The sequence below is a fragment of the Micromonospora sp. NPDC049044 genome, assembly GCF_040649215.1.
Lineage (GTDB): Bacteria > Actinomycetota > Actinomycetes > Mycobacteriales > Micromonosporaceae > Micromonospora.
The window spans coordinates 20,356-33,599 of sequence record NZ_JBEZFA010000021.1; the positions used below are offsets into that span (position 1 = coordinate 20,356).

At 73.5% G+C, this 13,244-nt stretch carries 13 protein-coding genes; 5 read left to right on the forward strand and 8 right to left on the reverse strand.

Features of this window, described 5'->3' with window-relative positions:
• Nucleotides 1-4 precede the first annotated feature (4 nt).
• Nucleotides 5-817 carry a DUF3097 domain-containing protein gene (locus AB0B85_RS18705; protein ID WP_357408838.1) on the reverse strand — a complete coding sequence of 271 codons (813 nt, stop codon included), beginning with the start codon at nucleotides 815-817 and terminating at the stop codon, nucleotides 5-7.
• 188 nt (nucleotides 818-1,005) lie between these two features.
• Between AB0B85_RS18705 and AB0B85_RS18710 the strand changes: the two genes are divergently transcribed.
• The gene (locus AB0B85_RS18710; protein WP_357408840.1) at nucleotides 1,006-1,800 is read left to right on the forward strand and encodes a hypothetical protein; all 795 of its coding nucleotides are present in this window, start codon (nucleotides 1,006-1,008) and stop codon (nucleotides 1,798-1,800) included.
• A 331-nt stretch (nucleotides 1,801-2,131) separates the two neighbouring features.
• Here AB0B85_RS18710 and AB0B85_RS18715 read toward each other — a convergent pair whose 3' ends face one another.
• The 4 genes from AB0B85_RS18715 to fabG all read right to left on the reverse strand — a co-directional run bounded on the left by AB0B85_RS18715 (nucleotide 2,132) and on the right by fabG (nucleotide 5,565).
• A complete protein-coding gene (locus AB0B85_RS18715; protein ID WP_091403868.1) occupies nucleotides 2,132-2,911 on the reverse strand; it encodes an HAD-IIA family hydrolase in 780 nt (259 codons plus the stop codon).
• Complete coding sequence (locus AB0B85_RS18720; protein ID WP_357408842.1) at nucleotides 2,904-3,956, reverse strand: ferrochelatase; 1,053 nt, start codon at nucleotides 3,954-3,956, stop codon at nucleotides 2,904-2,906. The genes AB0B85_RS18715 and AB0B85_RS18720 overlap by 8 nt, the downstream gene beginning before the upstream one ends.
• Nucleotides 3,957-4,056: 100 nt before the next feature.
• On the reverse strand, nucleotides 4,057-4,824 hold the full coding sequence (gene fabI, locus AB0B85_RS18725) for an enoyl-ACP reductase FabI (protein ID WP_357408844.1): 768 nt from the start codon (nucleotides 4,822-4,824) through the stop codon (nucleotides 4,057-4,059).
• A gap of 36 nt (nucleotides 4,825-4,860) precedes the next feature.
• Complete coding sequence (gene fabG, locus AB0B85_RS18730; RefSeq protein WP_357408846.1) at nucleotides 4,861-5,565, reverse strand: 3-oxoacyl-ACP reductase FabG; 705 nt, start codon at nucleotides 5,563-5,565, stop codon at nucleotides 4,861-4,863.
• A 155-nt stretch (nucleotides 5,566-5,720) separates the two neighbouring features.
• Between fabG and AB0B85_RS18735 the strand changes: the two genes are divergently transcribed.
• The 4 genes from AB0B85_RS18735 to AB0B85_RS18750 all read left to right on the forward strand — a co-directional run bounded on the left by AB0B85_RS18735 (nucleotide 5,721) and on the right by AB0B85_RS18750 (nucleotide 9,843).
• On the forward strand, nucleotides 5,721-6,950 hold the full coding sequence (locus AB0B85_RS18735) for a histidine kinase (RefSeq protein WP_357408848.1): 1,230 nt from the start codon (nucleotides 5,721-5,723) through the stop codon (nucleotides 6,948-6,950).
• On the forward strand, nucleotides 6,947-7,609 hold the full coding sequence (locus tag AB0B85_RS18740) for a response regulator transcription factor (protein ID WP_357408850.1): 663 nt from the start codon (nucleotides 6,947-6,949) through the stop codon (nucleotides 7,607-7,609). The genes AB0B85_RS18735 and AB0B85_RS18740 overlap by 4 nt, the downstream gene beginning before the upstream one ends.
• Nucleotides 7,610-7,708: 99 nt before the next feature.
• Nucleotides 7,709-8,614, forward strand: coding sequence for an alpha/beta hydrolase (locus AB0B85_RS18745; protein ID WP_357408852.1), 906 nt, complete (start codon nucleotides 7,709-7,711; stop codon nucleotides 8,612-8,614).
• Nucleotides 8,611-9,843, forward strand: a complete 1,233-nt coding sequence (locus AB0B85_RS18750) for an acyltransferase (RefSeq protein ID WP_357408854.1) — start codon at nucleotides 8,611-8,613, stop codon at nucleotides 9,841-9,843. The genes AB0B85_RS18745 and AB0B85_RS18750 overlap by 4 nt, the downstream gene beginning before the upstream one ends.
• 323 nt (nucleotides 9,844-10,166) lie before the next feature.
• Here AB0B85_RS18750 and AB0B85_RS18755 read toward each other — a convergent pair whose 3' ends face one another.
• The 3 genes from AB0B85_RS18755 to AB0B85_RS18765 are packed head-to-tail and all read right to left on the reverse strand — an operon-like array spanning nucleotide 10,167 to nucleotide 13,194.
• On the reverse strand, nucleotides 10,167-11,117 hold the full coding sequence (locus AB0B85_RS18755; protein WP_357408856.1) for a VWA domain-containing protein: 951 nt from the start codon (nucleotides 11,115-11,117) through the stop codon (nucleotides 10,167-10,169).
• A complete protein-coding gene (locus tag AB0B85_RS18760; RefSeq protein WP_357408994.1) occupies nucleotides 11,114-12,109 on the reverse strand; it encodes a DUF58 domain-containing protein in 996 nt (331 codons plus the stop codon). The genes AB0B85_RS18755 and AB0B85_RS18760 overlap by 4 nt, the downstream gene beginning before the upstream one ends.
• Nucleotides 12,088-13,194 (reverse strand): MoxR family ATPase, encoded by a 1,107-nt coding sequence (locus tag AB0B85_RS18765; RefSeq protein WP_357408858.1) that lies wholly within the window; start codon nucleotides 13,192-13,194, stop codon nucleotides 12,088-12,090. Before AB0B85_RS18765 ends, AB0B85_RS18760 begins: the two co-directional genes overlap by 22 nt.
• Between the last annotated feature and the right edge of the window lie 50 nt (nucleotides 13,195-13,244).

Here is a 13,244-nt window from a genome sequence, read left to right on the forward strand (position 1 = left end):
TGGGTCAGGTTGGTTCGGTGACGAAGTCGATAAGGCGTTCCATCGCGTTGATCAGCGGCGTCTCCACGTCGGCGAAGCTGTTCACCCGGGACAGGATGTGCCGCCACATCGCCGCCGGCTCGGCCACCCCGAGGGCGGCACAGACCCCCTCCTTCCACGGCTGCCCCGGTGGCACCACCGGCCACGCCGCGATGCCCAGCGCCGCCGGCTTCACCGCCTGCCAGACGTCCACGTAGGGATGGCCGGTGACGAGCACGTACGGCGAGGTCACCTGGGCGACGATCCGGCTCTCCTTGCTGCCCGGCACGAGGTGGTCGACGAGCACGCCGAGGCGTCGGGTCGGGCCGGGGTCGAAGCCGCGTACCTCGGTGTCGAGGGCGTCGATGCCGTCCAACGGCTCCACGACCACACCCTCGATCCGCAGGTCGTCGCCCCAGATCCGCTCGACAAGCGCGGCGTCGTGGATGCCCTCCACCCAGATCCGGCTGGCCTTGGCCACCCGGGCCTTCACGTTGTCGACCGCCACCGAACCGGAGGCCGTCCGTCGCCGGGCCGCCGGCACCGCGGCCCGGCTCGGACGGCGCAGGGTCACCGGGCGGCCGTCGAGCAGGAACGCGGCCGGCAGTAGCGGGAAGTTGCGCCGCCGGCCATGCCGGTCCTCAAGGACCACGGCGCCGGCCTCGAAGCCCACCACCGCCCCGCAGAACCCGGAGTCGGCATCCTCCACGACGAGATCCGGTTCGGCGTCCACCTCGGGGGTGACCTTCCGCCGCCGCCAGTCCCCCGCCAACACGTCCTCGCTGTATCGCCCCGCCATGACGATCACGCTAACCTCCGCGGCTCCGCCCCCGGCCCCGACACACCGCCCACCCGCCCCCACCCGCCGGCCGGGCCGGGGCCCGGCAGCGTGGCAGAAAATCGGGGCGAACAGGGTAGTTCGGGGCAGGCCGGGCGACCGGAGCGGCAGTCGAGACAGGGCCGGTCAGGACCACGTACCCTTTCGGCATGTCCACCCCCGCAGCGGGCGCGGCCACACTCACGCCGCGCCGGTCGAGCCGGTTCGTCGCCTGGGTGCGCGCGTGGCGCGCCGGGTTGGTGCCCTACGACGAGGTCGCCGACGCCATCGCCGGCGACGAGGAACACCTCGTCGCGGACGCCCCCGGCACCTGGACCGACATCCCGCTGGGTGCCGCGCTGCCCACCCTGGCCAAGCTCTCCCCGGACGACATCCGCCTGGTGCTGCCCGCGCCGGGTGACCCCCGAGGGCTGCCCGGGCCGGGCGACTTCGCCGGGGCGGCACTGGTCACGGGCGAGGCGGTGGTCGCCGGCGGGCTCGGTCTGATCCCCCAGGTGCGCTCGCACACCTCCGGCTCGGGAGACTGCTTCGAGACGGTGCTCTGGCGGGTCTATCCGCTGCCGGCAAACGCGCCCGCCGCGTCACTCTCGTTGCCCGGCGCCGCCGAGGCGGAGGCCGAGCTGGCCGCCGCGCTGGCCGAGACGACCGCCGCGCTGACCCGACTCGACGTGGCCCAGTGGCGGCCCGAGTTGGCCGGCGCGCTGGCCGCGCTGCGCCGCCCGGACGGCGCCACCGACCTGCCACCGGGCTTCGATCCGCGAGCCCGCCGGCTCTTCGCCCGCGCCGCGGTGCTCGATCGGGTGCTCGCGTTGGCCGGGCACGCCGCACCCGGCGGCGCGATAAACAACTACGAGGCCCAGCAGCGCGACGCGGCTCTGCGTCCCCTCACCACGGCCTGCCGTCAGGCGCTGGTGGCCGCCTGCAACGCCCCCCTGCGCCCCTGACCCGATCACCCCGCGCCACACCACGAGGCCTGCGCCACGCCGCCAAGGCCCGACGCGCCAGCCGCCGGTCCGATGCGCCCGCCGCAAGGCCCGACACGCCCGCGCACCGGCCCGACACGCCCGCGCACCGGCCATGATCGCGCTCGAACATGGATGTAGTGGCCTTCGGCGCAGCTGGTGACCACTACATCCTGGATAGAGCGCGATCATCACAGGCCGCGCGATCATCACAGGCAGCGCGATCATCACAGGCAGCGCGATCATCACAGGCCGCGCTCGGCAGCGCGCGGCAGCGTCAGCGGCACGGGCAAGCGCCGGCAGCGCCGTGCGGTCAGATCTCGTCGAGCAGGTCCGCGACCGAGTTGATGATCCGGGACGGGCGGTACGGGTAACGCTCCGCCTCGGTGCGGCTGCTGATCCCGGTGAGCACCAGGATGGTCTCCAGCCCCGCCTCCAGACCGCAGAGGATGTCGGTGTCCATCCGGTCACCGATCATCGCGGTGCTCTCCGAGTGCGCGTTTATCGTGTTGAGCGCCGAGCGCATCATCATCGGGTTGGGCTTGCCGACGAAGTACGGCTCCACCCCGGTCGCCTTGGAGATCATCGCGGCGACCGAGCCGGCGGCGGGCAGCGCACCCTCCACGGACGGGCCGGTCACGTCGGGATTGGTGCAGATGAACCGCGCCCCGTCGTTGATCAGGCGGACCGCCTTGGTGATCGCCTCGAAGCTGTAGGTGCGGGTCTCGCCGAGCACCACGTAGTCCGGGGCGAAGTCGGTGAGCACGTAGCCGACCGCGTGCAGCGCCGTGGTCAGTCCGGCCTCACCGATGACGTACGCGGTGCCGCCCGGCCGCTGGTCGGCGAGGAACTGGCCGGTGGCCAACGCGGACGACCAGATCGACTCCTCCGGCACGTCCAGCCCCATCCGGCTCAGCCGGGCCGTCAGGTCACGCGGGGTGTAGATCGAGTTGTTCGTCAGCACCAGGAACGGCTTGCCGGAGGCACGCATCCGGTTGATGAACTCCGGCGCCCCGGGCACCGGCTGCCCCTCGTGCACCAGCACGCCGTCCATGTCGGTCAGCCAACTCTGCACGGGCTTACGGTCATGCATCGGTGCTCCCAGCAGGCGTCGGACGGCGGGTCGGTACACAGCAGACGGTCGGGCAGGAGTCCCACATCGGCAGCTCACCGAGGCGACGGCGCAGCTGCGCGCCGTCCGGTTCGGTCCGCTCGGTGATCAACTCCCGCACCATTGTCACGAAACGCGGGTCGGTGCCCGGGGTGGCGGCCCGGACGAAGTCCAGGCCCAACTGCTTGGCCGTCTCCAGCGCCTCGGTGTCCAGGTCCCAGACGACCTCGAGGTGATCGGAGACGAACCCGATCGGGCTGACCACCACAGCTGTGGTGCCACCCTGCGCGAGGGCGGCCAGGTGGTCGTTGATGTCCGGCTCCAACCACGGCACCTGGGGTGGACCGGAGCGGCTCTGCCAGACCAGGTCGTACGCGAGGTCGGGGGCGGCGGCCGCGGCCACCAGGCGGGCGGTTTCGTGCAGTTGTGCCTCGTACCGGCCGCCGTGCGGGCCGGCGTTGGCCGCCATGGAGCTGGGGATGGAGTGGGCGGTGAAGACCAGCCGGGTGGTGTCCCGCCGCGCCGGGTCGAGTTGCCCCAGGGCCGCCCGGACCGCGTCGGTGTGCGGCTCGACGAAACCGGGGTGGTCCCAGAACTGGCGCAGCTTCTCGATCACCGGGGCGTCCGGGCCGACCGCGGCCCGCGCGGCGGCGATGTCCTCCTGGTACTGCCGGCAGGACGAGTAACCGCCGTACGCGCTCGTGACGAAGGCGAGCGCCCGGGTGATGCCGTCGTCGCGCATCTGGGTCACGGTGTCGGCGAGCATCGGGTCCCAGTTGCGGTTGCCCCAGTAGACCGGAAGGTCGAGCCCGTGCGCGGCGAAGTCGGCGCGGATCGCGGCGAGCAACTCGCGGTTCTGCTTGTTGATCGGGGAGACCCCGCCGAAGTGCTGGTAGTGCTCGGCGACCTCGGCCAGCCGCTCCGGCGGCACGCCTCGACCCCGGGTCACGTTCTGCAGGAACGGCATCACGTCCTCGGGTCGCTCCGGGCCACCGAAGGACACCAGCACCACCGCGTCGTACGACATGGTGTCATTCTTGCCGGTCGGCCGGGACCACCCGGCGACGCCCCCTGGTCCGGCCGTGTGGGTCACGTCGGCGGCGGTCGGGGGCGTCGTCGGGGGAACGTCAGGAGCCGATGGCGTGGTAGCCGCCGTCGACGTGGACGATCTCGCCGGTGGTGGCCGGGAACCAGTCGGACAGCAGCGCCAGGCAGGCCTTCGCGGCGGGCACCTGGTCGCCGAGGTCCCAGCCGAGCGGGGCCCGCTCGGACCAGGCGTCCTCGAACTCGTCGAAGCCGGGGATCGACTTCGCGGCGATGGTGCGCAGCGGCCCGGCGGCGACCAGGTTGCTGCGGATGCCCTGCTTGCCCAGGTGCATGGCGAGGTAGCGCGACGCCGACTCCAGACCGGCCTTGGCCACGCCCATCCAGTCGTAGACCGGCCAGGCCACCTTCGCGTCGAAGGTCAGGCCGACCACCGCGCCGCCGGGGGACATCAGCGGCAGCGCCGCCATCGCGAGGGACTTGTACGAGAAGGTGGAGACGTGCAGCGCGGTCGCCACGTCCTCCCAGGGGGCGTCGAGGAAGCCGCCGCCCAGGCAGCTCTGCGGGGCGAAGCCGATCGAGTGCACGACGCCGTCGAGGCCGTCGACGTGCTCGCGGACCCGGTCGGCGAGGCTGGCCAGGTGGTCGGGGTTGGTGACGTCCACCTCGATGACCGGAGCCGGCTCGGGCAGCCGCTTGGCGATCCGCTCGACCAGGGAGAGCCGGCCGTAGCCGGTGAGCACGACCTGCGCGCCGTTCTCCTGGGCGAGCTTCGCCACCGAGAAGGCGATCGAGGCGTCGGTGATGACACCGGTGACGAGCAGCCGCTTACCGGCGAGCAGTCCGGACATCCGGGAGTTCCTCCGTACGTTGTTGAGATGCGCTGATCAGTGGCCCATGCCGAGGCCGCCGTCGACCGGGATCACGGCGCCGGAGACGTACCCGGCGCTGTCGGAGGCCAGCCAGGTGACCACCCCGGCGACCTCGTCCGGGCTGGCCATCCGGCCGGCCGGGATCGTCTTGCGGATCTCCGCCTTGCGGTTCTCGGGCAGGCCGGCCGTCATGTCGGTGTCGATGAAGCCGGGCGCCACCACGTTGGCCGTGATGTTGCGGCTGCCCAGCTCCCGGGTGATCGAGCGGGCCACGCCGACCAGACCGGCCTTGCTGGCGGCATAGTTGACCTGCCCGGCGCCGCCGGCGAGGCCGACCACCGAGGAGATGAAGATCATGCGGCCCCACTTGGCGCGGAGCATCTTCCCGGAGGCCCGCTTGGCGACCCGGAACGCGCCTGTGAGGTTGGTGTCCACCACACCGGTGAACTGCTCCTCGGTCATTCGCAGCAGCAGCGTGTCGGCGGTCATGCCGGCGTTCGCGACAAGCACCTCGACCGGCCCCAGCTCGGCTTCGACGGCGTCGAACGCGGCGTCGACGGAGGCGGCGTCGGTGACGTCGGCGCGTACGCCGAACAGCCCTTCGGGGGCGTCGCCGCTGCGGTGGGTGACCGCCACCCGGTCGCCCTGCTTGGCGAAGGCCTGCGCGATGGCCAGGCCGATCCCCCGGTTACCCCCGGTCACCAGCACGGTACGGGCCACGGTTCCTCCTTGCGGATGGTCAGCACGGACGCGTCGGAGCCTAGGCGTTACCGGCAGGTAAGCGCTAACGGGAGTCGTGTCACACCGAGGTACGACACCGGGATCAACCCCTGGTGGCACGCCCCGTGACGGCCTCGGCCCGTAGCCTGCGGGTGATGAGACGGCAACCTGTCGTCGTGGCCCTGCGGGCGCTGCGGCAGACCCTGCTGGGCCCGGACGCCCCGCCCGGCCGGCCGCTGCTGGCCCGCTGGCCCGGGCTGGCCCGCCATGCCGGGCCGGTCGGCCTGCTCGCCGCCCTCGGTCTCTTCTGGATCACGGTGACGGTGGAGAGCGACTGGGGCCTGCCGACGCCGATCGCGGTCCTGTTCGCGGCGATGACAGTGGCGCCGCTGCTGGCGCTGCCCCGGCGTCCGCTGCTGGCCTGGCGGCTGACGGTCCTGGCCCTGCTGGTGTGCACGTTCAACGCGCCGGCCGACCAGCCGTGGCCGTGGACCCCGCCGCTGGCGCTCGGCTCGGTGGCGGTGCTCGCGGGGGTCGTCGCGCGTGTCGACCGGCCGGTGCTGGCCTGGGTGGTGGCGATCAGCACGGTGCCGGTGCTCACCCTCGTGCACCCCGACAACCGGCCGGCCGTGCTGGCGCTACTCGGCGCGTCGGCGATCGGCGGCGACCTGATCCGGCGCAACCGGTTGTCCCGGCGGGCGCTTGCCGTGCAGACGGAGCTGAGCGAACGGGAGCAGGAGCGTCGGGCGGTGCTTGAGGAACGCACCCGGATCGCCCGGGAGATGCACGACGTGGTGGCCCACCACATGTCGCTGATCGCGGTGCAGGCGGAAACGGCTCCGTACCGGCTGAGCGACGTGCCGGCCCCGGCGGCCGCCGAGTTCGTCGCCATCGCCGCCTCGGCCCGCGACGCGCTCACCGACATGCGGCGGCTGCTGGGGGTGCTGCGCAGCGAGACGACCGGACCGCAGACCGCGCCGCAGCCGGACCTGACCGACCTGGGCGCGATGGTGGACGCGGCGCACCGGGCCGGGCTGCCGGTCACCCTGGACGCCGAGCTGGTGGACGACGACCGGGTGCCCGCGCCGGTCGGGCTGGCCGCGTACCGCATCGTGCAGGAGTGCCTGGCCAACGCGGCCCGGCACGCGGTCGGGGCCGCGGTGCGGGTCACCGTCCGCGTCGGTCCGTCCGGCCTGGAGGTACGCGTCGAAAACTCGCCGGCCGACGTCCGACCGACCGCCGACGGCGGCTCCGGGCACGGCCTGACCGGCATGCGGGAGCGGGCCACCTCGCTCGGCGGTACGTTCACCGCCGGGCCGCTGCCCGACGGGGGTTACGCGGTGGCGGCCGAGCTGCCGTACGAGCCGGAGGGCGGGGACGCGTGATCAAGGTGCTGATCGCCGACGACCAGGCGATGGTCCGACAGGGCTTCGGGGCGCTGCTGGCCGCCCAGCCGGACCTGCTCGTGGTGGGTGATGCCGCCGACGGCGCGCAGGCCGTCGCCGCCGCCCGCCGGCTCGACCCGGACGTGGTGCTGATGGACGTGCGGATGCCGGTCCTGGACGGTCTGGCCGCCACCCGCACGCTGCTCGGCGACAGGTCGGCGCAGCGCCCCCGGGTGCTCATCCTCACCACCTTCGACCTGGATGACTACGTGTACGAGGCGCTGCGCGCCGGGGCCAGCGGTTTCCTGCTCAAGGACGCCCCGGCAGCCGATCTGGTGCAGGCGGTACGGGTGGTGGCGGCCGGGGACGCGCTGCTCGCCCCGGCGGTCACCCGACGGTTGATCGCCGAGTTCGCGGCCCGCCCGGACCGTCGCCGGCCTCGCCCCACCGACCTGGCCGGGCTCACCCCACGGGAGACCGAGGTGCTGCGGTTGATCGCCCGAGGTCGCAACAACGCGGAGATCGCGGGTGACCTGGTGGTGGCCGAGCAGACGGTGAAGACGCACATCGGACGGATCCTGGCCAAGCTGGGGTTGCGCGACCGGGCCCAGGCCGTGGTGCTGGCGTACGAGACGGGTCTGGTGGCCGCCGGCGAGTAGTCCCGTGGAGCCACCCCGCAGACGGCTCCCCGGCATGACGATCACGCACCACCCGCCCGCGCACTGTCCCTCCGGACGACATTCCGGAGGGAGAACGAGATGCGACGACGAGGTGCCAGCCGGCTGGCGCTGGCCGCACTGCTCGGCGTGAACCTGGTCCTGCCGACCCGACCCGCTCCGGTCGCGGCGGCGGGGTTCGTCGAGGCGTACCCCGTGATGGCGGCGGCGATGCGCGCGGCCGGCCCCCCGTACGCGGACTGGGCGGCCGACGGACGCCGGTTCCTGCTGTTCGACGCGCGCGGTGACGGCCGGGCGGTCGAGGTGCTCGGCGACCTGGCCACGGCGGACCGGATCGCGGTGCTGGTGCCCGGGGTGGGTAGCACCCTCGCCGACTTCGACAGAGGGCTGGGCGGGATGGCCCGGCGGGCGCCGGCGGTGCAGGCCGGGCAGCTCTACCGCGAGTTGCGGGCGAGCGAGCCGTTGGCGCCGGTCGCGGTGCTGGCCTGGCTCGGTTACGACCCGCCCGACGGGGTGTTGACGGCCGCCGGTGGCCGTAGCGCCCGGCGCGGCGCGGCCGGGCTGGCCGGGCTGCTGCGGGAGCTGGCCGCGCGTCGTCCGGCGGCGACGATCACGCTGGTCGGGCACAGCTACGGGGCGCTCGTGGTGGCCCTGGCGGCGGCGGACGCCCCGGCCCAGGTCACCGACGTGGTGAGCCTCGGCGGTGTTGGTGCCGGCGTGCAGCGCGCCGACGACCTGCCCGGCGGGCGGCGGTTCTGGGCGGCGGAGGCGAGCACCGACTGGATCCGTCGGGTTCCGTCGGTACGACTGCCCGGTATCGGCTTCGGCCGCCGCCCCGGTGACCCGTCGTTCGGCGCCCAACCGCTGCCGGTGGGCGGGGTGAGCGGGCACGACGGCTACCTGGCGCCGGGCAGCGCCACGCTTGTCGCGGTGGCGGCGGTCGTGCTGGACAGCGCCGACGCCGACCGGCTCGGAGACGCGCGGTGAACCGGGACCGTGCCGTCGACGCGCTGCGGGCGTACGCCATCGGCGGGGTGGTGCTGGGGCACTGGCTGGTCACCGGGTTGGTGCTGACCGGCGACGGCGGGCTGCACCAGGCCAGTCCGCTTACCGCCCTGCCCGGCCTGGCCCCGATGACCTGGGTGTTGCAGACGCTCGGGTTGTTCTTCTTCACCGCCGGGTTCGGCTCGGCCCGGTCGTTGGCCCGCCACCCGGACGGTACGGGCCGTTGGCTGGCCGGCCGGCTGCGCCGGCTGCTGCTGCCCGCTGTGGCGCTCCTCGGCGTGGGCGCAGCGGTGCTGCTCGCCGCCACCGTCGTCGGCACCTCCGACGACACGCTCGCTGTCGCGCTGCGGCTCGCGGTCAGCCCGCTGTGGTTCCTGGTGCCGCTGGTGTTCCTGGTCGCGGCGACCGGCCCGCTGCGCGCCGCCGTACGCCGGTGGGGGGTGGCGCGTTGTGTCGTACCGGGGGTGGTCATGGTCGCCGCGGCCGACCTGGCGGTGCGCCTGCTGCCGGCCGCCACCGACCTGCCCCCGGTCACCGTGCTGGCGGCCTGGTCGGTGCCCTACCTGCTGGGGGTGGCGCACGCCGACGCGCGGCTGGCCGGCCGGCGGGCGGGCGGCACGTTGGTGGCGGGTGGGACCGTCGCACTGGCGGCGCTGCTGGCGCTGGGCTACCCGGTGAGCGCGGTGGGGGTGCCCGGGGCCGGGGTGTCCAACCTGAACCCGCCGTCGTTGTTGGCCGTGGCGCTGGCGGTGGTCCAGGTCGGGCTGGGGCTTCTCGCCCGGCCGGCACTGGAACGGTTGCTGGCCCGGCCGTTGCCGGGCCGGGCGGTGACCGAGGTGAACCGGTTCGCGTTCCGGATCTATCTGTCCCACCAGCCGATCCTGGTGGGAGTGACCGCGCTCACCGCCCGGGGCGGGTTGGCGTTGCCGGGTCTGCACACCGCGCCGGACGATCCGGGCTGGGTGCTGGCGCGCCTCTGCTGGTTGCCGGTGCTCGCCGCGGCGCTGGTCACTGTCGTGCGGACGGGCCAGCCGCGGGTGCGACGCCGACCGGGCGGCGGAGGGGTCGCCGGCCGGTCGGCCGAGTGCGTTCCGCCGGCACCGCAGGTGTACGATCATCGACGTTCCGGCCCGCCCGACTTGCAGGAGGTGATCGCTGTGCGAGATAGCGATCCTCCCAGTCGTGGCCGGGCCGATGGTCAGCCCCGCTGAGCCACGACTCAGTCTGGTGAGCTGACCCCGCTTCGCTCCCCCACCCCTCGGCCCACGCCGAGGCGTGTGCCGCGCCGTCGGTCCGCCGACGGTCGCCGGGAGCCGCCCGGTCACGACTTCGTGTGCGCGTCCCCACCCCCTGCGGTCCGCCCCCGCACGCGGACCGTCCAGCCGCCACCCGGAGCCGTCCATGAGCCGCTACGTCGCCCCGCTGGGCTTCACCCTCGCCGCCGTCTGGGTGGCCATCGTCTTCGTGCTGGCCGGCGGCGGCCACTGAGGTGGTGCCGACCGGCGGCGGTCGGTGACCGCCGCCGGTCCATCGCTCAGAGCATCCGCGACGACCACAGCAGGCTCAGCGCACCGGCGCAGAGCGCCAGCAGCAGCGCCAACCCGGCGTACCACTGGGTCACCTCCCGCGGCTCGGTCCGGAAGCCGATCGAGCTGCCCATGTCCTGGTAGACCTGCTTCAGCTCGCTCACCGACGCCGCCTCGTAGAAGTAGCCCTCGGTGGTTTCGGCAAGCTCGGCCAGGGCCAACCGGTCCACCGGCACCCGCTGCAACTGCCCGCCGATGTCGACCTGACCGGTGTCGGTGCCGAACGCGATGGTGGAGACCGGAACGTTTGCCGCCTGCGCCGCTGCCGCCGCCTCCTCCACCGACCGCCCGGAGGTGCGGAAGCCGTCGGAGAGCAGCACGATCCGGGCCGGCGGGATGCCCGCCGCACCGTCGGCCGGCACCGACCGGATCGCCTCCAGACAGGTGAACACCGCCTCGCCGGTGGCTGTCGCCTCGGCCAGCACCAGACCGTCGATGGCACTTGTCACCGACTCCCGGTCCTTGCCCGGCGGCACCAGCACGTTCGCCGCTTTGGCGAACGACACCAGGCCCAGGTTGTAGCTCTCCGGCAGCTCACCGACGAACTGCTTGGCCGCCTCCTGGGCCGCCTCCAGCCGGTTCGGTGCCACGTCGTCGGCCTGCATCGACAACGACACGTCGATGGCGAGCATCACGGTGGCCCGCTCCAGCGGCTCCCGGGTGTCCACAGCGGGCCGGGCCAGCGCGGTGGCCAGCACCAGCAGGCAGAGCAGGAACGCGGTCGCCGGAACGTGCCGACGCCAGCCGAGCCCCTTCGGTGCCACCGTCCGCAGCAGGTCCACATTGGTGAACCGCATCGCGAACGACTTACGGTGCAACTGCCGCCACACGTAGAACGCCGCGAGGGCGAGCACCGGCAGCACCGCCAACAGCCACCACGGTTGCATGAAACGGATCATCGTGTCGTCCCCCGGGTACGCGCGTGCCGCTGCGCGGCCACGAAACGCACCATGTCCAGCAGCCAGTCTCGGTCGGTACGCAGTCGCAGGTGGGCCGCGCCCGCGCCGCGCAGGGCGGCGGCGATGGCGGCCCGCTGGGCGGTCGCGGCGTCGGCGTAGCGCTGGCGCAGTCGAGGGTCCGCGGTCTGCACCTCGTGCAGCTCGCCGGTCTCCGGGTCGACCACCGGCAACACACCCACGTCCGGCAACTCAAGCTCGCGCGGGTCGATCACCTCGATCGCCAGCACGTCGTGGCGGACCCGCAGCTTGCGCATCGGCCGGGCCCACTGCTCGGGCGGCGCGAGGAAGTCGGAGACCACAACGACCACCCCGCGCCGGCGCGGTGGCCGGTTGAGCATCTCGATGAGGGCGCCCAGGTCACCACGGCCCGGCTGGGTGGCGGTGCCGGCGACGGTCCGCAGCAGGCCCTGCGCCTCCTTGCGGCCGGAGCGGGCCGGCAGCCGGGTGAGCACCCCGGGTCCGGCCGGCGGCGGTGGTCCGACCCGCCAGCGGCGGGCCGGTGCGGACCCGCCGCCGGTGCCGATCACCGCGCCGATCCGGTTGCCCCCGCGCACTGTCAGGTGGGTGATGGCGGCCACCGCGGCCACCACCACCTCGCGTTTGAGCCACTTTCCGGTGCCGAAGTCCAGGCTGGCGGAGAGGTCCACCGCCAGCCAGGTCTCCAACTCCCGGTCGGCGACCGTACGCCGCACGTGCGGGGTGGTGGTGCGTGCGGTGACCGGCCAGTCCATCCGGCGCACGTCGTCGCCGGGGCGGTACTCCCGGGACTCCCCCGCCTCGCTGCCCGGCCCGGGCAGCAGGCCGGCGTAGTCGCCCTGGAGCAGACCGTCGAGTTTGCGGGTGACAAGCAGTTGCAGCCGGGACAGCACGGCCTCGCTGCGGTCGGGGGCGGGACGAGGGGTGGGTGAGGTCACGGCCGCTGCCCGGGCCAGCCAGCGCCCGGCGGCGGCGCGGTCGACGGCGCGGTGGCCTGCTGCCGGGGGGCGACCGCCGGCAGCGGAATCGTCGACATCACCCGGTGCACGATGTGGTCGGCGGGCACGTCGTCGGCGAGCGCGTCGTAGCTGAGCACCAACCGGTGCCGCAGGATGTCCGGCGCGATGTCCTGCACGTCCTGCGGCAGGGCGTAGTCGCGCCCGCGCAGCAGCGCCAGTGCCCGGGTCGCCCGGACCAGGCCCAGTGAGGCGCGGGGGCTGGCCCCGTACTGGATCAGTTGGGCGACGTCGGGCATGCCGTGCTCGGCGGGGGCGCGGGTGGCCAGCACCAACCGGACCGCGTAGTCGACAAGCGCGTTGTGCACGAAGACCTGGTCGGCCTTGCGTTGCAGGGCGACCAGCTCGGGGGTGTCGAAGACCGCCGTCGGCTCGGGCGCGGCCACCCCCATCCGGTAGACGATCTCGCGTTCCTCCGCGTCGGTCGGATAGCCCACCACGATCTTCATCAGGAACCGGTCCCGCTGCGCCTCCGGCAGCGGGTAGACGCCCTCCTGCTCGATCGGGTTCTGGGTGGCCATCACCAGGAACGGGTCGGGCACCCGGTGGCTCTCACCGCCGATGGAGACCTGCCGCTCGCTCATCACCTCCAGCAACGCCGACTGCACCTTCGCCGGTGCCCGGTTGATCTCGTCGGCGAGCAGGAAGTTGACGAAGACCGGGCCCAGCTCGACGTCGAACTTCTCGCTTGACTGCCGGTAGATGCGGGTGCCCATGATGTCGGCCGGCACCAGGTCCGGGGTGAACTGCACCCGGGCGAAGGACCCGCCGACGACAGTGGCGAGGGTCTCCACCGCAAGGGTCTTGGCGACCCCGGGCACCCCTTCGAGCAGGCAGTGACCACGAGCGAGCAGCGCGACGAACATCCGCTCCACCATCCGGTCCTGCCCGACGATCACGCGTTTGATCTCGAACAGCGCCCGCTCCAGCACTGTGGCGTCCTGCGCGGGGGTGGTCACCGCCGTGGGCGTCTGTGGTGCCGCCCCGTTCGGCGTCGGGGCGTCGGGCATGGTCGGCTGGGCCACCGGTCCTCCACAGCGTTTGTCGGTCGTCGCGGCTCGTGCGGTATCAAGAC

What these genes read in the sequence shown, in the direction of transcription:
- AB0B85_RS18720 (WP_357408842.1), bottom strand. Translation starts at nt 3,956, where the DNA reads ATGTCGTACGACGCGGTGGTGCTGGTGTCCTTCGGTGGCCCGGAGCGA.
- AB0B85_RS18715 (WP_091403868.1), bottom strand. Translation starts at nt 2,911, where the DNA reads ATGCATGACCGTAAGCCCGTGCAGAGTTGGCTGACCGACATGGACGGC.
- fabI (WP_357408844.1), bottom strand. Translation starts at nt 4,824, where the DNA reads ATGTCCGGACTGCTCGCCGGTAAGCGGCTGCTCGTCACCGGTGTCATC.
- AB0B85_RS18705 (WP_357408838.1), bottom strand. Translation starts at nt 817, where the DNA reads ATGGCGGGGCGATACAGCGAGGACGTGTTGGCGGGGGACTGGCGGCGG.
- AB0B85_RS18745 (WP_357408852.1), top strand. Translation starts at nt 7,709, where the DNA reads ATGCGACGACGAGGTGCCAGCCGGCTGGCGCTGGCCGCACTGCTCGGC.
- AB0B85_RS18710 (WP_357408840.1), top strand. Translation starts at nt 1,006, where the DNA reads ATGTCCACCCCCGCAGCGGGCGCGGCCACACTCACGCCGCGCCGGTCG.
- AB0B85_RS18755 (WP_357408856.1), bottom strand. Translation starts at nt 11,117, where the DNA reads ATGATCCGTTTCATGCAACCGTGGTGGCTGTTGGCGGTGCTGCCGGTG.
- AB0B85_RS18735 (WP_357408848.1), top strand. Translation starts at nt 5,721, where the DNA reads ATGAGACGGCAACCTGTCGTCGTGGCCCTGCGGGCGCTGCGGCAGACC.